General features: G+C 57.6%; 19 protein-coding genes. 9 read left to right on the top strand and 10 right to left on the bottom strand.

Annotated features, from left to right (window positions below; all coding sequences use genetic code 11):
- Positions 1-21 precede the first annotated feature (21 nt).
- Together RBB47_RS16730 and aspS are read right to left on the bottom strand one after the other, a co-directional pair.
- Positions 22-1,833: an ABC transporter ATP-binding protein gene (locus tag RBB47_RS16730; RefSeq protein ID WP_305986999.1), complete on the bottom strand. Its 1,812-nt coding sequence runs from the start codon at positions 1,831-1,833 to the stop codon at positions 22-24.
- Positions 1,834-1,932: 99 nt separating this feature from the next.
- A complete protein-coding gene (aspS, locus tag RBB47_RS16725) occupies positions 1,933-3,714 on the bottom strand; it encodes an aspartate--tRNA ligase (protein ID WP_305986998.1) in 1,782 nt (593 codons plus the stop codon).
- Positions 3,715-4,038: 324 nt separating this feature from the next.
- Between aspS and RBB47_RS16720 the strand changes: the two genes are divergently transcribed.
- Together RBB47_RS16720 and RBB47_RS16715 are read left to right on the top strand one after the other, a co-directional pair.
- Positions 4,039-4,194, top strand: coding sequence for a DUF5993 family protein (locus RBB47_RS16720; protein ID WP_305986997.1), 156 nt, complete (start codon positions 4,039-4,041; stop codon positions 4,192-4,194).
- Between the two features lie 10 nt (positions 4,195-4,204).
- Positions 4,205-4,792: a disulfide bond formation protein B gene (locus RBB47_RS16715; protein ID WP_305986996.1), complete on the top strand. Its 588-nt coding sequence runs from the start codon at positions 4,205-4,207 to the stop codon at positions 4,790-4,792.
- A gap of 13 nt (positions 4,793-4,805) precedes the next feature.
- Here the strand turns inward: RBB47_RS16715 and RBB47_RS16710 are convergent, their stop codons facing one another.
- Positions 4,806-5,432 (bottom strand): ParA family protein, encoded by a 627-nt coding sequence (locus RBB47_RS16710; protein ID WP_305986995.1) that lies wholly within the window; start codon positions 5,430-5,432, stop codon positions 4,806-4,808.
- Positions 5,433-5,576: 144 nt separating this feature from the next.
- Between RBB47_RS16710 and rnd the strand changes: the two genes are divergently transcribed.
- Positions 5,577-6,761: a ribonuclease D gene (gene rnd / locus RBB47_RS16705; protein ID WP_305986994.1), complete on the top strand. Its 1,185-nt coding sequence runs from the start codon at positions 5,577-5,579 to the stop codon at positions 6,759-6,761.
- Positions 6,762-6,784: 23 nt separating this feature from the next.
- On the opposite strand, the gene RBB47_RS16700 is transcribed toward rnd, so the two are convergent.
- From RBB47_RS16700 to RBB47_RS16685, 4 genes are all read right to left on the bottom strand, one after another.
- Positions 6,785-8,305 carry a Ppx/GppA phosphatase family protein gene (locus tag RBB47_RS16700; protein WP_305986993.1) on the bottom strand — a complete coding sequence of 507 codons (1,521 nt, stop codon included), beginning with the start codon at positions 8,303-8,305 and terminating at the stop codon, positions 6,785-6,787.
- A gap of 1 nt (position 8,306) precedes the next feature.
- Positions 8,307-10,517, bottom strand: coding sequence for an RNA degradosome polyphosphate kinase (locus RBB47_RS16695; RefSeq protein ID WP_305986992.1), 2,211 nt, complete (start codon positions 10,515-10,517; stop codon positions 8,307-8,309).
- A gap of 110 nt (positions 10,518-10,627) precedes the next feature.
- Positions 10,628-11,308: an AAA family ATPase gene (locus tag RBB47_RS16690; protein WP_305986991.1), complete on the bottom strand. Its 681-nt coding sequence runs from the start codon at positions 11,306-11,308 to the stop codon at positions 10,628-10,630.
- An 11-nt stretch (positions 11,309-11,319) separates the two neighbouring features.
- On the bottom strand, positions 11,320-12,405 hold the full coding sequence (locus tag RBB47_RS16685; protein ID WP_305986990.1) for an AI-2E family transporter: 1,086 nt from the start codon (positions 12,403-12,405) through the stop codon (positions 11,320-11,322).
- 242 nt (positions 12,406-12,647) lie between these two features.
- Between RBB47_RS16685 and purM the strand changes: the two genes are divergently transcribed.
- Both purM and purN read left to right on the top strand, forming a co-directional pair.
- Positions 12,648-13,730 carry a phosphoribosylformylglycinamidine cyclo-ligase gene (purM, locus tag RBB47_RS16680; RefSeq protein WP_305986989.1) on the top strand — a complete coding sequence of 361 codons (1,083 nt, stop codon included), beginning with the start codon at positions 12,648-12,650 and terminating at the stop codon, positions 13,728-13,730.
- Entirely contained in the window at positions 13,727-14,374 is a 648-nt protein-coding gene (purN, locus tag RBB47_RS16675; protein ID WP_305986988.1) for a phosphoribosylglycinamide formyltransferase, read from the top strand. The genes purM and purN overlap by 4 nt, the downstream gene beginning before the upstream one ends.
- Positions 14,375-14,403: 29 nt before the next feature.
- Here purN and RBB47_RS16670 read toward each other — a convergent pair whose 3' ends face one another.
- On the bottom strand, positions 14,404-15,243 hold the full coding sequence (locus RBB47_RS16670) for an amidohydrolase family protein (protein ID WP_305986987.1): 840 nt from the start codon (positions 15,241-15,243) through the stop codon (positions 14,404-14,406).
- Between the two features lie 278 nt (positions 15,244-15,521).
- Between RBB47_RS16670 and RBB47_RS16665 the strand changes: the two genes are divergently transcribed.
- The 4 genes from RBB47_RS16665 (at position 15,522) to RBB47_RS16650 (ending at position 19,830) form a co-directional block, all read left to right on the top strand.
- The gene (locus tag RBB47_RS16665; RefSeq protein WP_305986986.1) at positions 15,522-16,412 is read left to right on the top strand and encodes a hypothetical protein; all 891 of its coding nucleotides are present in this window, start codon (positions 15,522-15,524) and stop codon (positions 16,410-16,412) included.
- A gap of 65 nt (positions 16,413-16,477) precedes the next feature.
- Entirely contained in the window at positions 16,478-17,638 is a 1,161-nt protein-coding gene (locus RBB47_RS16660; RefSeq protein ID WP_371932804.1) for a WD40/YVTN/BNR-like repeat-containing protein, read from the top strand.
- A 217-nt stretch (positions 17,639-17,855) separates the two neighbouring features.
- A complete protein-coding gene (locus RBB47_RS16655) occupies positions 17,856-19,250 on the top strand; it encodes a PLP-dependent aminotransferase family protein (protein ID WP_305986985.1) in 1,395 nt (464 codons plus the stop codon).
- Between the two features lie 172 nt (positions 19,251-19,422).
- Positions 19,423-19,830, top strand: a complete 408-nt coding sequence (locus tag RBB47_RS16650) for a DUF983 domain-containing protein (protein ID WP_305986984.1) — start codon at positions 19,423-19,425, stop codon at positions 19,828-19,830.
- A 118-nt stretch (positions 19,831-19,948) separates the two neighbouring features.
- On the opposite strand, the gene RBB47_RS16645 is transcribed toward RBB47_RS16650, so the two are convergent.
- Positions 19,949-22,048 carry a molybdopterin-dependent oxidoreductase gene (locus tag RBB47_RS16645; protein WP_305986983.1) on the bottom strand — a complete coding sequence of 700 codons (2,100 nt, stop codon included), beginning with the start codon at positions 22,046-22,048 and terminating at the stop codon, positions 19,949-19,951.
- Positions 22,049-22,090: 42 nt separating this feature from the next.
- A partial coding sequence (locus RBB47_RS16640) for a hypothetical protein (protein ID WP_305986982.1) occupies positions 22,091-22,312 on the bottom strand: 222 nt, incomplete at its 5' end.

Here is a 22,312-nt window from a genome sequence, read left to right as displayed (position 1 = left end):
TTTTGGCTAAAACACACAACGCTATTCGGCGGCTTCGTTCTTGCTTTGAAACTGAAGCTCACAAAGACGGCGATAGATACCGTCGTGCTCGAAGAGTTCGTCGTGCGTGCCGCTTTCTGTGACCTTGCCCGCATCGATGACGTGGATCTGGTGGGCATGACGGACGGTACTCAGCCTGTGGGCGATCACCAGTGTCGTCCGGCCAACCATCAGGGTCTCCAGCGCAGACTGGATCTTCTTTTCTGATTCGGCATCCAGTGCAGATGTGGCCTCATCAAGAAGCAGGATTGGCGCATCGCGCAGCATTGCGCGCGCAATTGCAATCCTCTGTCGTTGTCCGCCGGACAGGTTGTTGCCGCCCTGCCCGGCCTTAGCTTCATACCCATCGGGAAGCGACACGATGAAGTCGTGTGCATTTGCAGCTTTTGCAGCTTCCTCGATCTCACCCTGCGTGGCTCCGGGCTTTCCAACGGCGATGTTTTCACGAATGCTGTTGTTGAAGAGAAACGGATCCTGCCCGACATAAGCGATATGGTCGCGCAAAGAACGCTGCGTAACATCCTTGATGTCCTGGCCGTCAATCCGGATATTGCCGGATTGCGGATCGTAAAAACGTTCCAGGAGGGCGAATACGGTTGATTTGCCGGCACCAGAAGCACCCACGAGCGCCGTCATCTTGCCCCCATCAGCGATGAAGCTTGTCCCGTGGAGTGCAGCGCTCTCACCGTAGGAAAACGCAACATCGCGAAGTTCGATCTGACCATCCGATATCTTGAGATCGGGCGCGTTCGGCGCGTCCTCGTGGTCGGGCTTTCTGTCAACGAGTTCGTACATGATGCGCAGGCCGACGAGCTGCTTGCCAAGATTGACGTTCAGTCGCGCAAGCCGGCGCGCCGGATCATAGGCTAGCAGCAACGCGGTTATGAACGAAAACAGCGCGCCAGGATCCTGGCCCAGCTCGATTACTGAAAACCCGCCGTAAAAGATGACAAGCGCAATCGCAATGCCGCCAAGCGTATCCATCAACGGAGACGTCCGTGCGGTTAAAGAAGCGATCTTGTTCGATTGCCTTTTCACTTCCTGAAGCCCGACTTCCATCCTCTCGCGCATCACCGGTTCCATGCCAAACGCGCGCACAATGCGGACCCCAAGAACGGTTTCCTGCATGACAGTGCTGACCTTGGCATTGGAGACAACCTGACGCTTGACGTATTCCTTCACCCGCCGGATGAGAAAGGCGACCCCGATGACCGCCGGAGGCATTGTAAAGAAAGCGAAAAGGCTCAGGAGCGGGTTTTGGATCACCATGACCGCGGTCAAACCGATCAATGTCAGCACGTCACGCCCGAGCGTCGTCACGATCATATCCAGCGTCGTCCTGACTGCCCCGACCCCCTGGCTGACCTGAACGCCAATTTCTGCAAGGGAGTGCTTGTCGAAATAGGCCTGATTCTGGCGCAATAGAATCGCAAACATACGCCTGCGCAAATCCGTGACGATTTCGTTGCCAACGCGCGCCAAAACGACAATCTGACCGTAGGTCGCAACGCCTTTAAGCGTAAAGATGAATAGAACCACCGCGCCGATCACGTAGACCATTTGCGCGTCTTTGTTGACGAAGACCTCGTTGACGACATCGCGCATGATCCAGGCGCTGGCCGCTGTTGTCGCGGCAATCAAGCCCATGAAAACGAATGCCAGAAGGTATTTCGGAATATAAGTCCGAAAGTTCTCGCTGAGCACACGCTTGATCAACTGCACCGCCCCATTCGGATCGGTCCAGGTTTTGGACTTGAACGGATTTCGCACCAAGCGGTCCCTTTCTGAGGGCATCGAAGTCGTCCGGTTGTTGCGAGGGCCAGATCAGCCGGCCCTCACGGTTTTCTTGAGAAACGCACTCTCAGTCGCAGTCTGACTGCAAACGGAACTATTTTAGTCTTCTGGCAAGTTCAACCGCAAATGCAGGTCGCGCAACTGTGCGGCAGTGACGTCGCTCGGCGCTCCCATCATCAGATCTTCCGCCTTCTGGTTCATCGGGAAGAGCATCACTTCGCGAATGTTGGCTTCGTCTGCGAGCAACATCACCATCCTGTCGATGCCGGCTGCACATCCGCCGTGAGGCGGTGCACCATACTGAAAGGCATTGACCATACCACCGAAGCGCCTGTCGACTTCGTCTGCCGGATAGCCGGCAATTTCAAAAGCCTTGTACATGATTTCCGGCTTGTGGTTCCGGATTGCCCCGGACACCAGTTCGTGGCCGTTGCAAGACAGATCGTATTGCCAGCCACGGACATCAAGCGGGTCACCTTCAAGCGCTTCCATGCCGCCCTGGGGCATGGAGAAAGGATTGTGCTCAAAGTCGATCTCACCGGTCTCTTCGTCCCGCTCGTAGATCGGAAAGTCGACGATCCACACGAATTCGAACCGGTCCTTGTCGCTATGGCCCAGTTCCTCGCCGATAATCACACGCGCCTTGGCGGCAACAGGCTCGAACTGCTTCGGCTTGCCCCCAAGGAAGAAAGCGGCATCCCCAACCTCAAGACCAAGCTGAACGCGGATCGCCTCGGTCCGTTCCGGACCGATGTTCTTGGCGAGCGGCCCGGCCGCTTCCATGGAACCGTCTTCGGCCTTGCGCCAGAAGATGTAGCCCATGCCCGGCAGGCCTTCACCCTGGGCGAACTTGTTCATCCGATCACAGAACTTGCGGCTGCCGCCCTTAGGCGCAGGTATGGCGCGGATCTCGGTCCCCGGCTGCTCCAGAAGCTTGGCAAAGATCGCAAATCCGGACCCAGCAAAATGCTCGGAAACGATCTGCATCTTGATCGGGTTCCTGAGGTCCGGCTTGTCAGTGCCATACCAAAGAGCCGAGTCCTTATAAGAAATCTGTGGCCAATTGCGGTTGACCGGACGGCCCTTGCCGAACCTTTCGAAACAACCGGCCATCACCGGTTCGATCGTGTCGAAGACGTCCTGCTGTGTGACAAAGGACATCTCCATGTCGAGCTGGTAGAAGTCGGTCGGTGACCGGTCGGCACGCGGGTCTTCGTCGCGAAAACACGGCGCGATCTGGAAATACTTGTCGAAGCCGGAAACCATCAGCAACTGCTTGAATTGCTGAGGCGCCTGAGGCAGCGCGTAGAATTTGCCCGGATGCAGGCGGGACGGCACCAGAAAATCACGTGCACCTTCCGGAGAAGACGCGGTGATGATCGGCGTCTGGAACTCGTTGAAACCAATTGACCACATACGGTCACGCAAATCACGAATCACCTCGGAGCGCAGCATCATGTTGTTGTGCAGCTTCTCGCGGCGCAGATCGAGGAAGCGATACTTCAACCGGACTTCTTCCGGGTACTCCAACTCGCCGAACACCGGTAAAGGCAGTTCCTTTGCAGGCCCAAGAATTTCCATTTCGCGAATGAAGATTTCGATCTCACCGGTTGGCAGATCCGGGTTGATTGTTTCGTCCGTGCGTTTTTTGACGTTGCCGTCAATGCGGATACACCATTCGGAGCGCACGGTTTCGGCCAGCCCGAATGCAGCCGAGTCAGGGTCGACGACACACTGCGTCACGCCATAATGATCGCGCAGATCAATGAATAGCACCCCGCCATGATCTCGGACGCGATGGACCCAACCGGAAAGACGGATGGTTTGGCCCTCGTCGGACAAACGAAGATCACCGCATGTGTGGCTACGGTAGGGGTGCATTCTATTTCCTCAGCAGTTTTCTTGGCATGAAAAATCGTTACGGCCCACCGAAGGCAGGCCGTGTCGGGCTGCACAAGCCATGTCGCGGAGCGAAAGTCAAGGGAGAGGCCTTGGCGATGGCCGCTGATCTTCCTCATCCAGGCCAGCGACGCGCCCTCGTCTCGAGGGAACGAGCCAAAGAATGGGCGCATTAAGGCAGAAGCTGGCTCCCATCCAACCAATCTGTCGATGAGGAGGTGTTGAAACTTGCAAGGAAAAATTGAAAATCGGTGCATTCCAACCTTATCGTTAAGGTCTCTCCGATCTTGGAACTGGGGCCCGAACATGATTTCACTGCTTTTTGCACTCCTGACGATCGCGATTGTCCTGGCTTGGCGGGACCACTGGCGTCTTTCTTACCTCGTGTTTGCGGTCACGCTCGCGATGAGCATCTATTGGCTCGATTTCCACGCAACAACACCGCTTTCAATCAAACTGTAGGAGCCAAGGCATGATCATTCTCGCTCCTCACCCGTCGCGCACGCTCAACGCGATCGGACTTCTTGTGGTCTGCGGCATCCTGATAGCGGCCTATGCGTTCCAGTTCGCACTGGATGAATTGCCCTGTCCGCTCTGCCTGTTGCAGCGTGTTGCGCTGGTCGGTGTCGGTTACGGCCTCTGCCTCAATCTGATTTATGGAGCAAAGCCGCATCACTACGGCATCATGCTGCTATCGGCCATTTATGGAGGCAGTGTCTCGGTGCGGCAGATCCTGCTTCACATCGTCCCCGGCACAGGCAGCTACGGGTCTCCCGTCCTCGGCTTGCACTATTACACCTGGGCCGGGATCTGCTTCTTTCTGGTCATATTGGGGACAGCCGTCATGTTGCTCTTCGAAGGGCAATACAAAAAGGCATTGGTCGACAAACCCGAACACGGGCGTTTCGGCGGTCAGCCGCTCGCGAAGCTTGCCTTCTTCCTGATGCTGTTTTTGGCAGCAGCAAATGTTGTCACCACGTTCCTGGAGTGCGGACCGGGCATCTGTGACGATCCACCGACCGACTACAAGCTCATTGAGGAACTCAAATCTGACGGTTGATCTTGCGCAAGAGCTAGCTGTCGACGGCCTGAAGCAACGGGTGCCACTGGCCCCGAATTTCGTGGGAGCGGGAGTCGCTGTAATCGAAGACCCCCGACCCTGCCGCGGCGTGACAGGCGTAAAGAACACGGTCTGAGATCCGGGCGAGCAAAGGATATCCCTTGTCTGAGAGCGTTTGTTCGAGGTCCTTTACCTGCGTCGAGCGACGGTTGATGCGATTTGCGACGACATAAATGTCAGCTTTGCCTTTTCTCACGCGTTTGATGTCGGAAATGCCATCGAGAAACTTGATGGTCGCATTCCAGTCGAATGCGGACGCCAGCACCGGGACCACGATATCGGATGCCTCGGCAATCAGGTTCTTCGCAAGCTCGGAGCGCAGTCCGCCGGGTCCGTCAATCACGATCGCATCGAGTTTCTTGTCCTTGTCGCCGATGGCGTCTTCCTTGCTCCAGTTGAGCGCTTCGATCCGGGAAAGGCTCTTGGGACGGCGCTTGACCCAGGACAGGCTGGATTTCTGCCTGTCTGCATCCGCAAGCGCGACGTCTTCGCCTCGGGCAGCCAATGCAACGGCAAGGTTCGTGGCCACGGTTGTCTTGCCGCATCCGCCTTTGGAGTTCACCACAAGTATCTTGCGCATTTGCACACCTCTTTCGAAACGGCCCCGTACAATACCACACTCCAACATAGGCGCACTAATTGCGCCTTTTCAAGAGGCCAATTGCTCAAAAATGCCATTTCGTGGCGACAAAGCGGCAGAACTCGGGTATAGCTGAGCATCACCATGCATGTGATTACAAAAACAAAAGATCTCGCCGCCGCCTGCCAGCGCCTTGCAGCCAATGACTACGTTACTGTGGACACGGAATTTCTCCGCGAAACCACGTTTTGGCCGAAGCTGTGCGTCATTCAGATGGCTGGACCGGACATGGCCTTCATTGTCGACGCCCTTTCGGAAGGTCTTGACCTCGCTCCCTTTTTCGAACTGATGCGCGACGATAGTGTGACAAAGGTCTTTCACGCTGCGCGTCAGGACATCGAGATCATCTACCATCTCGGCGAACTCATTCCCGCGCCCCTGTTCGACACCCAGGTGGCAGCCATGGTTTGCGGGTTTGGTGATTCCATTTCCTACGACCAGCTCATCTACAAGGTCACCGGTGCAAGGATTGACAAGTCGTCCCGGTTCACCGATTGGGCCCGCCGCCCGCTGACGAACAAACAGCTCGACTATGCACTTGCCGACGTCACCCATCTGAGGGACGCCTATCAGTTCCTGAAGGCAAATCTGGCCGAACAGAATCGCAGCCACTGGGTGCGGGACGAAATGGAAGTCCTGACCTCGGTCGGAACTTACCGGGCTGAGCCGGATCAGGCCTGGAAACGGCTCAAGCTCCGCGTCAGGAAACCGATCGAACTCGCCGTCATGATGGAAGTTGCCGCCTGGCGGGAGCGCGAGGCACAGGACCGGAACGTTCCCCGCAGCCGTGTCATCAAGGACGATGCGATCTACGAGCTTGCCGCACAACAACCCCAGGACCCCGAAGCCTTGAGCCGGCTGAGAACCGTCCCGCGAGGTTTTGAGCGATCGAAGTCTGCAGACGAGATCATCAAGGCCGTAAAGCGCGCGCTGAAGGTGCCGAAGGAGAGTCTGCCCAGGCTGCCGAAGGGCCGGCAGGCACCGGATGGATCAGCAGCCGCGGTGGATCTTCTGAAAGTGCTCCTGAAAATGGTCAGCGAAGCGCACGGGGTTGCTGCAAAAGTCATCGCCACGGTTGACGATCTTGAAAAAATCGCCGCTGACGATGCCGCCGACGTGGCCGCCATGAAGGGCTGGCGGCGTGAACTGTTCGGAGAACTTGCGCTGCAGCTGAAACGCGGCGAGGTCGCTCTTGCGTTCCAGAATCGCCAAATCATAGCGTTGCCGCAGTCCCGCCCGGCCGAGATGAAAACTCAGGCGGCGGAGTAATCCGTCAGAAGATAGAGGCGTTTTCAACCGGACCGGATGGCAACATCCGTTTCAATGATTTTCCCGAGCTGATAGGCGCGCTTGCGCAGTCTTTCGCCATCCAGATTCGACAAATCGCGGCCGAGATCGAGTGATATGCCGTGGCCGGTCTTTTCAATTCCCACCTTCGGCAGCAGACCCGCCATCGAGGCGCTCAGAAGAGACGCCACGCGCAACGTGGCGCCAAGAACCTTTGCTCGGATCCTCAACCGATCCGTGAACAGCTGCCTGATGACCAGCGACAATGCCCCCTCCCGCAGTCCCTGGTGCCGGTAGAAAACGGCAGCAGCCAGATACGCACGGCTGGCGTGATCGAGGCCGACGAAGGACGCATTGGAGATGATGTTCAGGCTCTGCTCGCCGCGATAATCCGGATGGGCGCGCCAGCCGATATCGGACAAAAGGCAGGCAGCATGGCGCAATCTGCGTTCGTTCGCCGTCTCCTCGATTTCCAACTCACGGAAGAGCGCATCGGTCCAACTGATAAGCTCTTCGGCATGGTCCGGTGAGCGAGAGCGCAAGATGCACAATTCACGAGCCGCTTCGATGACAGGGTCCTGTGCCTGCATCTCTGGCGGCAATTTTTCGTGCAACAAGCCTTCGCGGACCCCTGTTGCCGAGAACACCAGCCGCTCCGCCTTCATTGACGTCAGCACCTGCTCGAGCACGACGGCCCCGATCGGCACAAGCGGGCGACGCTGTTTGGAGACAACTTCGGCCATCTCGATCCCTTCAAGGTTCGGGACCGCAATCTTCCGGCAAAAGGCAATCGCCTCGTCCGCGCTCATTTCGTAATTGTGCATTACGTGCAAAGGGTAATCGTTCTGCATCAGATGCAAACGGCCGAGGGACCGCCATGTCCCGCCGACAGCAAAAAAGGTTCGTTCGCCCGGCAGAAGACCTGGCCAGTCATAACCCGCCAGAGCATCTTCCGTGATTTTTCGGGCTTTTGAGATCTTGCCGTCGGCTTCTTCTGACAAGCGCAATCCGCCAAGCGGAAACGTGGAACCCCGGCCCGGCTCGTTTTCTGATATTTCAACAAGTTCAAGGCTGCCGCCACCCATGTCACCGACAATCCCGCGTGGCTGCCAGAACCCGGCGATGACGCCGAGTGCAGAGTAATACGCTTCCTCGCTGCCATTGAGGATGCGCACCGGCGCATCCAGATACTGCTCGACCTCGCGAACAAAGTCTGCACCGTTTTCCGCATCGCGCGCGGCCGCCGTCGCAACAATGTAAAGATCCTTGCAACCTGTGTGCTGGATCAGAGCCTTGAAGCGCTCCAGTTCACTCAACGCGGTCTGCACGGATTCTTCCGCAAGCCGCCCCGTGGCCGCTACGCCGCGCCCCAGGCCAGCCAGAACCTTTTCATTGAAAAGCATGGTCGGTGTGCGTGCCTTGCGTTCATAAATCACCAGGCGCACCGAGTTTGAGCCGATATCGACCACTGCAACCGGTCCGGTCCCATTGAGCCGCCCACGGGCCGGACGAAACTGGCTAGTCATGTCATCCTCGTTTTTGCCGTTTCACGAACGGCTTCGGGCGATCGCTCTTCAAGGACTTGCCCCGGCCCGAAAGCGAGGGGTTGGTCATGAAGTACTGGTGTGCATTGAAGGGTTCTTCATTTGCACCCGGTTCGATGCGCTCGTGGCTGCCATCGGAGTGGATTCGCCAGCTCTGCTGATTGTCTTTCAGGTTTGCAACCATGATCTGGTCGAGTACCTGTTCGTGCACGGTCGGCGTGAGAAGCGGGGACAAAACCTCAACGCGCCGATCGATATTCCGCGGCATCAGGTCCGCTGACCCGATGTAAACATACGCCTCTGGCGACGGCAGTCCGTGCCCGTTCCCGAAACAGAAGATCCTCGAATGCTCCAGAAAACGGCCTACGATGGATTTCACCCTTATGTTCTCAGAAAGTCCGGCAATACCAGGCCTCAGGCAGCAAATCCCGCGGATGACGAGGTCGATCTGAACACCGGCACGGCTGGCTCTGTAAAGCGCGTCGATAATCTGAGGATCGACCAGCGAGTTCATCTTCATCCAGATCTGGCCTGGCCGCCCTTCCCTGGCATGTTCAATTTCCGCCTCGGTCAACTCAAGCATGCGCCGGCGCAGGTTCACCGGTGACACCAGCAGATGATTGAGTTCGTCCGGCTCCGCATATCCGGTGATGTAGTTGAAAACCCTGGCAGCATCCTCGCCAATGCCGGGATCGTCGGTGAAAAACGAAAGGTCCTCATAGATCCTGGCCGTAATCGGATGGTAGTTGCCTGTGCCGATGTGGCAGTAGGTCTTGAGCTGATCGTGCTCCCGTCTGATCACCATGGACAGTTTGGAATGCGTTTTCAGTTCTATGAAGCCGAAAACGACCTGAACGCCCGCCCGTTCCAGGTCGCGTGCCCATTTGATATTGGCGGCCTCATCGAACCGCGCCTTCAATTCCACCAGAGCAGTGACAGACTTGCCTGCCTCGGCCGCTTCGGCGAGAGCCTTGACAATGGGTGAATTGTTCGACGTGCGGTAAAGGGTCTGCTTGATGGCGACAACATCAGGGTCGCGCGCAGCTTGACGGAGATATTGGACAACAACATCAAACGATTCATAGGGATGATGAACGATGATGTCCTTTTGGTGAATCGCCGCCAGACAATCCCCGCCGTGCTCCCGGATCCGTTCTGGAAAGCGTGCGGTGTAAGGCTCGAATTTCAGGTCGGGACGCTCAAGATCGACGATCTGCGAGAGATTGTTTAGGGCTAAAAGTCCATTGGCGAGAAATATTTCACTCTTGCCGACATCAAGCGCTTCTGCCACGAACTCGCGTAGCGCCGGTGGCGTCGTATCCTGGATTTCCAGACGGATCACGGACCCACGGCGCCTGCGCTTTAGCGCACTTTCAAACAGCCGGACCAGATCTTCCGCTTCTTCCTCGATCTCCAGATCGCTGTCGCGAATGACACGAAACGCACCCTTTCCGCGAATTTCATACCCAGGAAACAGGCGGCCGATATACAGACTGACGACGCGCTCGATGGCGATAAAACGGGCGGCTCCATCCTCACCGTTCGGCAGACGGACAAACCGGTCGACCTGGTTCGGTATCTTGAGCAACGCAATCATGCCGCGCCCACCGGACGTCGGCACAAGTTCGAACACAATCGAAAAGCCCAGGTTCGGAATGAACGGAAACGGATGTGCAGGGTCGATTGCCAGCGGTGTCAGGACAGGGAACACGTAAGCGAGAAAGTAATCCTGAAGCCAGGTATTATCCGCCTCGCTCAAGGTGTCGCCACGCAGAATTTCAATGCCTTCTTCGGCAATCTCTCCGCGCAACTCGCCCCAGATCTGCTGCTGGGACGCCTGCAAGTCACGTACGGCGTCGCTGATCTTTTCCAGCTGTTCGGTCGGTGTCAGCCCGTCATCGGAAAGGTTGGTGACCTCGGCACGCTGCTGGCCGCGCAATCCGGCCACGCGGACCATGAAAAACTCGTCGAGATTGTTTGCGGAGATGGACAGGAACCGGACACGCTCAAGAAGCGGGTGATTGTGGTTCATCGCCTCTTCGAGAACTCTCAGATTGAATTGCAGCCAAGACAGTTCCCGGTTCATGAAACGAGCTGGGGATTTCGCCAATTCAACGAGTTCCGGAAGGTCATCTTCGCCGCGCAGGTCCGAAGAGGCGGATAGAATGTCTGAAATATCAGTCGCTTCATTCATCGCATCTTCCCCAAGCCGAAGGACCATGCGGCCCCTTTGCGAACGCTGTCAGTTGTGAGTAACACGGAGCGGCTGCCGGGCAAATGACACGAATGTCGCAAGGGCGCCTTTCACCGGCCTTTATGCACATTTTCCAGAACCCGGCCGGCAAGCGGTTTGGTAATTTTGACGCGGCCGGCCAACGCTTCCCTGTCGATCGCCTGCACGGCCCTCATGGCCACTTCAAGCGATCTTTCCATACGCACAACAAGATAGTCCACCACGCCAATATCGACTGAAATCTGCCGGTCGGCGAAGAGTTTCACCAGAACCCTGCGCAAAAGATCATCGTCCGGCTCCAGAATTTCCACAGGGGTGGCGGCGCGCAAACGCGACATCAAGTCCGGGAGCGTGATTTTCCAGCTGGCTGGCCAGGTCCGGCTGGTGATCAAAACGTTCTTCCCTGCCTGCCTGGCTTCATTGAGAAGGTGAAACAGCGCGGTTTCGTTGACGCCCAGATGAGCGTTTTCGATCACGGCGACCGGTGCCCCCGCGAGGCTGGGAACATCCTCTTCCAGGAGATCAGGAGATGAAACCACGAAAGCTGCGTTCTCGTCCTGAAACGCGCGAACGAGATGCGTTTTGCCGGATCCGACGGGTCCGGCAAGGATCACCACCGGCGACGGCCAGTCGGGCCAGACCTCTAGCAGTTCGAAGGCTGCCCTGTTGGATTGGCCGACGAGGTAATCGTCGCGGCCAAGCGCAGCCTCGTGCGGTAACTCCAAAGGCAGCTGGCGCGGTGGTTCCGCCATGATCCTGTCACTTACTCTTTGGCCGCCGTCGTTGAGCGGCCAAGTCCCTTGTAAACTGGGCTTGCTAGGTACTGCTTCAGGCCGAAGCGCGCAAGCACCCCGATCATGGCAGCAGCTGGAACGGCGACCAGCATCCCCACAAATCCAAAGAGATATCCAAAGGCGAACAGGGCAAACATCAGCGTGACAGGATGCAGTCCGGTGCTTTCGCCGACGAGTTTCGGCTGCAGCACGTTGCCTTCCAGAAACTGACCAACCGCGAAAATCGCGCCAACAGCGACAATCCAGGGCCAGTCCGGCCAGAATTGCACGAGCGCGACCCCGACCGACAAGACAAAACCCAGAACGGCCCCAACAAAGGGAATGAAGCTGACAAGCCCGGCCACCATGCCTATCAGAAGCCCGAAATTGAGCCCGACAACGGCCAAGGAAATCGCGTAGAAGAACCCGAGAATAACGCAAACGGATACCTGGCCACGTACGAAACCGGCCACCGCCGCATCCATTTCCCTGGCCAGCCCGCGGATTTCCTCAACGTGATCGCGCGGGATCCAGCTGTCGATCCGCTCGACCATATGGTCCCAATCCAGAAGCAGATAAAACGCGACCACTGGCGTAATCACGAACAGCGAGAGGATCGACAGCAATGCCTGACCACCGCTCCAGATCGATTGCGCCAGTTTGCCTGCAAAAGATGCCCCCTGCCCGATAAGGTCCGTCATCGACGACTGCAGGTCCTCGGGCGACAGGCCGGCGAGGCTTGCCAGATTGGCCGGAAAGTATTTTGCAAGCAGTGCCTGGAGACGGCGAACGAGATCCGGAACGTTTTCCAGAAACGACGCCAGCTGAGTACCAAGGACCGGCAAAAGCAATACGAAGAACACCACCAGGACAAGAATGAAGGTCAGCAGAATTGTGAGCGTCGCCCACAGTCGGTCCATGCCAAGTTTTTCAAGCCTGTCGCAGACCGGATCGAGCAGGTAGGCCACCGCCATACCTGCTACGAACGGCAGGAGAACACTGGAAAACACGTAAAGGAAGACGCAGAAAACAGCCAGGGAGATCAACCAGAACTGAACCTGACGGCGCAAAGTCATGAAAATTCCTCCAAGGGGGGCAAAAAGGAAGACTTCGGATAGTCCGCGACACTATACAGTCAGACGGCACTCGAGACAGCCTTCAATGCTCTTAGGGCGGTCGCTGTTCACAGGTCAAGGCAACGATTTGGCTGGGATGTACAGGTCGTACCCTTGTGAAAAAGCGCGCAAGCATGTATGCGCGGCGGAGACAATTGAATGCGACTGTCCGTCAACGCGGAAAACACCAGCCTGGAGCCGACATGAGCCAGTCCAAGCCCTCGGAAAGCAACGGTCTGACCTATGCGGATGCCGGTGTCGACATTGACGCTGGCAACGCGCTGGTCAATCGCATCAAACCGCTGGTCAAGGCGACGTCGCGTCCCGGTGCCGACAGCGACATCGGCGGTTTTGGCGGTTTGTTCGATCTGAAAGGCGCCGGCTTTGACGACCCTATCCTGGTGGCGGCAAATGATGGTGTCGGAACAAAGCTGAAAATTGCAATCGAAACCGGCCAGCACCGAACGGTCGGAATTGATCTTGTCGCCATGTGCGTCAACGACCTTGTGGTCCAGGGCGCTGAACCGCTGTTCTTCCTCGATTATTTCGCAACCGGCGCACTCGACGTCGACACGGCTACCGACGTCGTCGCCGGAATTGCGGATGGCTGCAAACAGGCCGGAGCTGCTCTGATCGGCGGCGAGACTGCGGAAATGCCCGGCATGTATGGCGAAGGCGATTACGACCTCGCTGGCTTTTCCGTCGGCGCTGTTGAACGGGGCCAGATCCTGCCGCGCAAGGATGTGAACCCGGGAGATGTGTTGCTCGGCCTGTCATCTTCGGGAGTGCATTCCAACGGCTATTCGATGGTGCGCAAGATCATCGAAATTTCGGGACTTTCCTGGTCCGATACAGCGCCCTTTGATACCGGCAAGTCGCTTGGCGAAGCGTTGATGGAACCGACGCGCATCTACGTCAAACCGCTGCTGGCGGCCATGAAGCAAACCGGCGGCATCAAGGCCCTCGCCCACATCACCGGCGGCGGCCTTCCCGAAAACCTTCCCCGTGTCTTGCCGGACACCTGTTCGGCCCGGATCGACCTTTCAGCGATCAAGACACCCGCGGTTTTCTCCTGGCTTGCCAACACGGGAGGCGTCGCAGAATCCGAGATGCTGCGCACGTTCAACTGCGGCGTCGGCATGGTGGTCGTGGTCGCCGCCGACGAGGCCGATGATGTCGAACGGGTTCTCACCGAAGCGGGAGAGACCGTGTCCCGGATCGGAAGCCTCGAAACGGCCGGCGACAAACAGGCTTTCTTCGACAACAATCTGGATTTAAAGGCATGAGCCGTAAACGTACAGCCGTCCTGATTTCCGGGCGCGGCTCAAACATGGGCGCGCTGATCTCCGCAGCCCTGGTGCCGTCCTACCCGGCTGAAATCGCCCTCGTCATTTCAAATCGGCCGGACGCCAAGGGCCTTGAACGAGCCCAAGAATTCAGCATTCCGACCGAGGTTGTCGATCACAAGGATTTCCAGGGCGACCGTGAAGCCTTTGAAAAGGCAATCGACGAAGTCTTGCGCGAACACAAGATCGAATTGGTCGCACTCGCCGGTTTCATGCGCATTCTGACCCCTTATCTCGTCAACGCCTGGTCGGGCCGTATGATCAATATCCACCCGGCGCTGCTGCCCTCCTTCAAGGGCTTGGCGACACACGAGCGGGCGCTTGAAGAAGGCGTCAAACTTCACGGCGCGACTGTCCATTTCGTCTCGGCTGAAATGGACGACGGCCCGATCATCATGCAGGGCGCCGTTCCGGTGCTCGATCAAGACACGCCCGACGCGCTCGCAGCGCGCGTGCTCGACGTCGAACACAAGCTCTATCCAAGGGCGCTTGAACTCGTTGCCACCGGCAAGGCGAAAGTGAGCGGCGCGCGCGTCCTCACCGGCGTCGAAGACCAAACAAGCTCTAGTCTTATCTGGCCCTGATAGCGGCAGCCTCGCCTGACGTTCCTACCCTATTTCGTACCGATTTGATCCATCGTGATCTCGCGCCCGAAATACCGCTCAGCATTTTTGTAAGCGATCTTTTCAGCAACTTCGCGTGGCAGCTTCGACAACCAGAGCCGGTTCGATTCAATTATTTCAGAATAGCTGTCCCACTGGCTGTTGACCCAGGTATCGCTGCCGATCATCAGCCGGTCTTGAAAATCGAAGAAGATTTCCAGCCATTGAGGGTCCAGGTTTTCGCTACGACCCAGGATGTTGTATTCGCGCAAGGATGTGTCAGCGAGCAGATCCGGAAACTCATCCATAAGCTCATAGACGTCGGGTGCTGGTGTTCCCAGCCCCGCATGGGCCCAGATGATCTTCACGTCCGGATCAAGACTGTAGAGCCAACGGACGGGTTCGGTTCCCGAGTGGACATGCAAATAGATGTCCCGTTCTTTCGCCATTTCGATGACTTTCCGGAACAAGGCTTCATCGGATGTGTCCAGCACACGGATATGAAACTCGCCGATACCCTCGTGTGGATAGCTTTCCAGACGCCCTTCAAGGTAAGCGTCCATGCCGTCCATCTTGGTCCAATTGGATGACCCGGCCGAGCCGTGATAGGGCCTGAGTTCCGGTACGATCCGGTTGGGTGCGTATTCCCAGAGCATGATCGTGCCCTCGTCGGGCGTTGAGGAAACCAGCGCCATGGCGACACCGTTCTTGTCCATCAGTTCAATCACGCTCTTGACCGGATAACGATCCCAGGCGGGTTCCTTGTAGTGAACATGAGCGTCAAAGAGTGGAAGATCCCAGGCGCCCTCCCCGATCGGTTCATGACCGGGATCGGCGTATGCGCTCACCATCTGGAAACCTAATAGAGCCGCGGCAGCGGCGACTATAAAAGGCTTAGGGTACGGTCCCAGGAACCAATCGGCCATCTTTTGTCTTCTCCCCTGACACACTCGTCACTCGCGGCGGTTTTGGAAAAAATCCGCTTTGAACACATTGATTGCTAACCAGTGATGATGCGGAATGCAATTTGCGCCGGAGAAGCGGATGAATTTGATCTCGCCACCGGGGCAACAGATACTCCTGAAACGCAGTCCCACCCCGCGCTACTTCAGGTCAATTGGAGCGTCCCTTGAGCCCCCTTCACGAAGCTATCTCATACGCGACGCCACCTGCTTTGCTCATTGGAAACGGTATCAACCGTTTTTCGGCACAGACCAGTTCGAGCTGGGAGAACCTTCTCGACGAACTCGCATCCGGCCAGGGCCTTTCCCTCAGTCCTGCGGAGATGGCGGAAATGTCGAATACCGAATTCTTCGACGTACTCGACCTGGCGAGACCTCAGGACGATAAGCTCAATCTACAAAAGGAATTCTGCCGCCTTATGGCCACCTGGGAGCCGGCAGCGCACCATGAAAGGATCGTGCGCTGGGCCGAGCGCAAGAACACTCCGATCATTACTGTCAACTTCGACGAAAGTCTTTCCAGGGCGGTCGATGCCGACTTTGTCCGATCAAAAAACCGGTTCACGGACTTCTATCCCTGGGGATGCTATTTTTCCTCGCAAGACGTCTCCCGCCCACGAGAAGCTTTCGCGATCTGGCACGCACACGGCATGATGCGCTATTCGCGCAGTATCCGCCTGGGCCTTACCCATTATATGGGCGCCGTGCAGCGGGCAAGGAGCTGGGTATACGCCAGGCAGGACGGGCTGCACCGGGCAACCAGACTTGGTGTAGGTGAGTGGCGCGGCGCAGATACCTGGCTGGATATCCTTTTTCACAGCCCCTTGATGATTTTCGGCTTCGGCTTTCGAAAGGATGAAAACTTCTTTCGCTGGCTGTTTCTGGAACGGGCCCGATTGCACAAGATTGCGCCTCACCTGAAGCAGAAAACCTGGTTCGTGGAGGTCCAATCCGATGCGATCCAGCATCGGAAGCCATTTTTCGAACGCTTGGGCGTCGACCTTGTAACCGTCGAAACCTATCAGGACATATACGCTGCCGCGCTGTGGGATCTTTGACACCGTGTGCTTATGCGAGGTTCCAGCTTCGTGCTATACTCGCGAAAATTGCGAAGGGTTTCGGGATGATTGCTGCAGGCCTCACAGTTCTGGCCGGCACCACCAAGGGCGCCTTTCTGATATCCGGAGGCCGCGACCGGTCCGGATGGACAGTCAAAGGCCCGCTTTGCGACGGTTGGCCGGTCAACCACGTTATCGGAGACGCTGAAAGCGGTACGATCTGGGCTGGCGGCGGCGGCGACTGGCACGGCGCCGGGGTCTGGCGTTCCGAAGACGGCGGTGAAAGCTGGGAGTTGACCAAGCTCACCAAAGGTACAATGGACGACTGGGCGGCCGGAGATCCCGGTTTCGCCGAAATGATCGGCTGGATCGATCAGCCCCTGCCCTATGGCGACAGTTTTTCGCAAATCTGGTCGCTCGGCTACGCCCATGGAACGCTTTATGCGGGCACCAAGCCTGCAAAACTGCTGGCAAGCCGGGACCGGGGCGAAAGCTTTGAGCATCTTGAGGGCCTAGCCAATCACCCTTCCGCGGGAAGCTGGAATCCGGGTGCAGCCGGACTGGTGCTTCACACAATTGTTTCTGATCCTCAGGACGCGAAAAAACTCTGGATCGGAATATCGGCGGCAGGCGTCTTTGCGACCGAGGACGGCGGCGCCACGTGGGAACGGCGCAACAGATTGTCGAATGCGGCAGCCTGCGAAGGTCACACACATCCAGCAGCGCCAAGCGACGGCGAGACCGGGCACTGTGTCCACAACATGATGCGCGCACCCGGCGACGGTGACCTGCTTTACCAGCAGAACCACCACGGCGTCTGGAAATCGCCAGACGGTGGACGGAGCTGGGATGACATCAACGAAGGCCTCCCCTCCACCTTCGGATTTCCGATCCGCGTTCATCCACGCGACCCCCACACGATCTGGACTTTTCCCTTGAATGGCGACAGCACCGGCCGTTTTCCACCGGACGCATCAGCCGCCGTCTGGAAATCGTCGGATGGCGGGCAGAACTGGCAGGCAAAGCGGGAAGGTCTGCCGCAGGACACCTGTTTCTTCACAGTCTTGCGCCAGGCCATGGCCGGCGACGCCAGAGAACCCGCCGGGCTCTATTTCGGCACCAACTCCGGCTCAATCTTCGCAAGTTTCGACGAAGGCGAAAACTGGCAGGAAATCGCGCGGCACCTGCCGACTGTTCTGTCGGTTGAGGTGATGGACCGGCATTAATCGCCGTTTTTGCTGCGGTAACCGACCATCGGCACTCGACCGCTAGCCGGCGCCCCTGTCGCCATCCCGGCCAAGCACAGCGCAAGCGGGATGACAAATCCAGGATTCCGGATCGCCACACAGGTTCCTGTTTCCACACAGTCGATGTTAGTGACAAATCAATTTTCATCAGATATACAGTCAATATGCAGTCAATTTTCGAAAGTTCACGCTCAATATGACCGACTGGTGCCCTGACCTGACAAGCAGCAACGCCCCACGCTATATCGCGATTGCCGACAGCATCGAAGCTGATCTCTCAACCGGCCGACTTACGCCGGGAGACCGGCTTCCGGCGCAGCGGCATTTGGCAAAAACCCTTGGCCTTGATTTCACGACGGTTGCCAGGGGCTATACCGAAGCACGCCGGCGTGGCCTGTTGTCGTCGCAAGTCGGCAGCGGGACCTATGTTGCCGACCCGGAAAACCCGTTCGCACGCAGCACCGAAGATCTTGGCCCAAGACGCTCCAGTCTTCCGGACTTTTCCATGAACCTCCCGCCGGAGCCTGACAGCCCGGCGCTTTCCGACAAAATGCGGATCGGTTTTGCGGCAGTTTCTCAGGATCTGATCCCGCTCTTGCGCTACCAGAGCTTCGAGGCATCGGAACCGGATCAGGCCGCTGCTGCGCGCTGGCTGGAAGGTGCTGGACTTACCGCAAAACCGGAGCAAGTGCTGTTTTCTCCCGGAGCGCAGGCTGCACTTGCGAACATTCTGACAACGCTCACAGAGCCTGGCGACAGGATCGCTTGCGAAGCGGTGACCTATCCCGGCATACGCTCAATCTGCGCGCAGCTTCATCTGGAGCTAACCGGCCTTGAAACCGATGCGGACGGCATTGTCCCTGATGCGTTCAAGGCAGCCTGCATTTCCGGTGGGTTGAAGGCCCTTTACCTCAATCCGACGCTGCACAATCCAACGACCCGGACGGTACCCTTCAAACGCCGGAAGGAATTGGCCGCGATTGCACAATCCTTCGGAATTCCGATCCTTGAAGATGACGCCTACGGCCTGATCAGCCCCAAAGCCCCCCTGCCCTTCGCCGCCATTGCTCCGGACATCACCTGGTACATCTGTTCTCTATCCAAATGTCTTGGCGCGGGCCTGCGGCTTGCCTATGTGGTCGCGCCGAACCAGGGCGCAGCGTGGCAATTTTCCCGCGCCATCCGGACAAGCCAGGTCATGCCCTCACCGCTGACCGTGGCGCTGGCGACCCGATGGATCGAAGATGGGACCGCGACAGCACTTTTGGAAGCGATCCGATCTGAAAGCGCTGCACGGCAGATACTTGCTGCCAAACACCTGAAAAATGACGCGATACTGTCAGACCCGGACGGCTTCCATCTATGGCTTTGCTTGTCCAATGGCTGGGGCCGATCCGCCTTTGTCAGTCAGCTGCGTAACTTGCAGATCGGCATTGTCGAGGCCGATGCATTTACGGTTTCAGGAACACCCGCAGACGCCGTGCGCCTTGGGCTTGGTGGTCCACTGAGCCGCGCTCAACTAGCAAACGCGCTCGAAATTGTCGCCCAGACACTGGCAGCCTCCCCCGCACGAGCGTCGGTCTATTTTTGATCGCACACCAAGTCAGGCACATCTGAAGGCGGCCATTTTGCCGCAGCGAGAGCTCTTGACTTGGTGGTTCATTTCCATAAATTGAATGCATACATATTCCTATCATTAAATGAGTGACCGGAAACTGTTGAGCAGTTCAGGTCACTCCTGACAGTCAGAAGTGGGACAGTCCATGCAGACTCAACAAAGCTGGCCCGAACTCCCGCCGATACGGACCGGTATCAAGGGCCGTTGCCCGCGCTGTGGCGAAGGCAAGATCTTCGATGGTTTTTTGAAACTCAGGCCCAATTGCAATCACTGCGGCCTCGATTACAGCTTCGCCGACCCGGCTGACGGTCCGGCCTTTTTCGTGATCTGCTTCGGCTGCGTGCCGGCGGTTGCGTTCGCCATCTGGCTGGAAATCGCCTACACCGCGCCCTACTGGGTGCACCTGGTCACCACCCTACCGCTGATCCTTTTGACCTGCATTCCCATGCTGCGTCCGCTGAAAGGATGGCTGGTGGCGAGCCAGTATTTCTACAAGGCCGAAGAAGGCCGGCTGGCCAATCCGGACACGAACTCCTCAGAAAGCCCGACCTGACGACCGGGAGCCCCAAACCTGAATTCAGGCAAGGCTCTATGAGGCCAGGCAGCGCGCCCTCGCGGGATGCGCTGCCATTTTTGTTTTCTCTGCAGTGGCGGTACTCAGTTTCAAACACTCAGTCCGGCTTTATCCAAACCGCCGTATCGTGAAACGCTGCGCCGCCATAGGGCGCGACGGGATCGGCACCGGTCAGCGTGTTGATGCCTTTTCCGTCTTCAAACGCGGAATTCGGCCAGATGCCTTCTGAAATGACCGTGCCGGGTGCAATGCCCATTACTAGGCGTGCGTGCAGCGTCACTGCGCCCCGCCGGTTTCCCATTTTTACCTTGGCGCTATCTTCAATCCCGAAACGGGCGGCATCTGCCGGTGTGATCCAGACTTCCGGCCTGCCTTCTTTCTTCCTGGAGGTCTCTGTCTCGTTGAACGAAGAGTTCAGGAAGGACCGTGCCGGTGACGTTGCCAACCGGAGCGGATGCTCATCGTCCGCAAGCTCGATAATGTCCCACTGGTCGGGAAGGTTCGGCATCTCGGCGCATGGACCGAAGACCGTGTCACCGTCGGGTTTGTTCGGGGCGGCAGAGCGGCCCCAGTCGGGCCGGAAATGAAACTTGCCGTCGGCGTGGCCGAACCCGTTCAGGTAGTGTGAGGTTTCGAAATCAGGCTGCAGGTCGCGCCACTTTTCCGCTTCCAGCTGCGCCAGTGTTCCATGACCGGAATTCTGCAGCATCCAGTCGATTTGATCGCGCGCGCTCATATCGAAACCGGGATGAGGTTTTGAATCAACGCGCTTGGCGATCTCGTTGATCACAAAGATATTTTCTTTGGGTCCATCCGGCGGCTCGACGGCCTTCGGACCGAGCGACAGATACTGGTGGCCACCGCCCTTATAGATGTCGTCATGCTCCAGGAACTGCGTCGCGGGCAGCACGATATCGGCCATTTGGGCCGTTTCGGTCAGGAAATGTTCGTGGACAACGGTGAAGAGATCTTCGCGCTCAAAACCTTTCCTGACCAGTTCCTGTTCGGGAGCGACCGACATCGGATTGGTGTTCTGCGTCAGCAGGGCTTTGACGGGCGGCCCGCCCTGAAGCGCTTCCGCGTCTCCAGTCAGAATTCGGCCGATAAGGCTTTGGTCCAGTGCGCGGACGGAGACGTCCTTCAAAGACGTTGCCTCAATCATCTCCTTGTTGAACTGAAACAGTCCGCCGTTGTTGTGGAACGCACCGCCACCCTCGTATTGCCAGTTTCCGGCGACGCTGGCGATTGAGGCGGCGGCATGCATCCCGACCGCGCCATTGCGCGAACGGGTGAAGCCATATCCAAGACGGAAGAACGTCTTTTTTGTTTCACCGATCAGACGCGCAACATCTTCAATCTGGTCCGCGTCGAGACCGGTAATTTGCGCCGCCCACTCAGGTGTTCTGGAACAAAGGTGCTCTTCCAGCTCTTTCGGGCAGTCCGTGTAGGCGTTGAGATAGTCCCAATCGGCATGACCGTCCCGGAAGAGCACGTGCATGATTGCGCAAGCAAGCGCTGCGTCCGTGCCCGGCTTCAGAACGAGGCCGATATCTGCCTGTTTCATCGTTTCAGTTTCGTAGACGTCAACCACGATGATACGCGCACCGCGTTGCTTGCGTGCCGCAATCACGTGGGTCATGACGTTAACCTGGGTCGCGACCGGGTTTGTTCCCCAGATGACGATCTGGTCGGAGCGGGCCATTTCCCGCGGATCAGGACCAGTCAGCCGTCCAGTGGCTGCGACATAGCCTGTCCAGGCCATGTTGGTGCAGAAACTGTCGAACTGGCGTGAATAGCCCTTGGCGTGGCGCAGCCGGTGAATGCTGTCCCGCTGGATCAGACCCATTGTGCCGGCATAATGATACGGCCAAACGCTTTCGGCACCATATTCCGCTTCTGCAGCCAGGAATTTCTCGGCAATCAGATCCAGCGCTGCATCCCAGGAGATTTCCTCAAACCGCGCTTCCCCCTTCTTGCCGACCCGCCGCAGCGGCTGCATCAGCCGGTCCGGGTGATAGAGGCGCTCGGGATAGCGCGCAACCTTCGCGCAGACCACTCCCGCCGTATAGTCGTTGTCGCGCGCGCCATTCAAACGCCGCACGTCGCCATCAGGATAAAAGTGAACTTCAACCGAACACGAGGACGGACAATCGTGCGGACAGGTTGAAAACGTACTTTTCGGCGGTTGCTGGTTCATGAAGCGTCCATTCGACGAGATTGCTGGGTCTAGGGTGCGGACTCATAAATGAAGCCGATTTGGCGGCAGAAATGGCGAAATCTCGCGAGGAAGCGTGTGAAGAGCGGGCTTGTTGCCCGGTCGAGCACGGTGACGCTGCGAGGTGAAGCCATTTTGCCGTCCTTCGGATTTGGCCGTTTTGGCCATCTGCTGCGTCGGGAAAGGCTTGAAAATGAACCACATTTCCTGCGCTTTCCCTCCTTTCATCTGGTCAAAACGATCCAA

Source organism: Roseibium sp. MMSF_3544, assembly GCF_030732845.1.
Classification (GTDB): Bacteria; Pseudomonadota; Alphaproteobacteria; order Rhizobiales; family Stappiaceae; genus Roseibium.
This window is presented reverse-complemented; position numbering and strand designations above follow the sequence as displayed.

Bases quoted from the DNA above. Each gene is read 5' to 3' on its own strand.
- aspS (WP_305986998.1), bottom strand. From the start codon at position 3,714: ATGCACCCCTACCGTAGCCACACATGCGGTGATCTTCGTTTGTCCGAC.
- RBB47_RS16710 (WP_305986995.1), bottom strand. From the start codon at position 5,432: ATGCGCAAGATACTTGTGGTGAACTCCAAAGGCGGATGCGGCAAGACA.
- RBB47_RS16715 (WP_305986996.1), top strand. From the start codon at position 4,205: ATGATCATTCTCGCTCCTCACCCGTCGCGCACGCTCAACGCGATCGGA.
- RBB47_RS16700 (WP_305986993.1), bottom strand. From the start codon at position 8,305: ATGACTAGCCAGTTTCGTCCGGCCCGTGGGCGGCTCAATGGGACCGGA.
- RBB47_RS16670 (WP_305986987.1), bottom strand. From the start codon at position 15,243: ATGGTGAGCGCATACGCCGATCCCGGTCATGAACCGATCGGGGAGGGC.
- RBB47_RS16650 (WP_305986984.1), top strand. From the start codon at position 19,423: ATGCAGACTCAACAAAGCTGGCCCGAACTCCCGCCGATACGGACCGGT.
- RBB47_RS16660 (WP_371932804.1), top strand. From the start codon at position 16,478: ATGATTGCTGCAGGCCTCACAGTTCTGGCCGGCACCACCAAGGGCGCC.
- RBB47_RS16685 (WP_305986990.1), bottom strand. From the start codon at position 12,405: ATGACTTTGCGCCGTCAGGTTCAGTTCTGGTTGATCTCCCTGGCTGTT.
- purN (WP_305986988.1), top strand. From the start codon at position 13,727: ATGAGCCGTAAACGTACAGCCGTCCTGATTTCCGGGCGCGGCTCAAAC.
- RBB47_RS16645 (WP_305986983.1), bottom strand. From the start codon at position 22,048: ATGAACCAGCAACCGCCGAAAAGTACGTTTTCAACCTGTCCGCACGAT.
- RBB47_RS16690 (WP_305986991.1), bottom strand. From the start codon at position 11,308: ATGGCGGAACCACCGCGCCAGCTGCCTTTGGAGTTACCGCACGAGGCT.
- purM (WP_305986989.1), top strand. From the start codon at position 12,648: ATGAGCCAGTCCAAGCCCTCGGAAAGCAACGGTCTGACCTATGCGGAT.
- RBB47_RS16695 (WP_305986992.1), bottom strand. From the start codon at position 10,517: ATGAATGAAGCGACTGATATTTCAGACATTCTATCCGCCTCTTCGGAC.
- RBB47_RS16720 (WP_305986997.1), top strand. From the start codon at position 4,039: ATGATTTCACTGCTTTTTGCACTCCTGACGATCGCGATTGTCCTGGCT.
- RBB47_RS16730 (WP_305986999.1), bottom strand. From the start codon at position 1,833: ATGCCCTCAGAAAGGGACCGCTTGGTGCGAAATCCGTTCAAGTCCAAA.
- RBB47_RS16655 (WP_305986985.1), top strand. From the start codon at position 17,856: ATGACCGACTGGTGCCCTGACCTGACAAGCAGCAACGCCCCACGCTAT.
- rnd (WP_305986994.1), top strand. From the start codon at position 5,577: ATGCATGTGATTACAAAAACAAAAGATCTCGCCGCCGCCTGCCAGCGC.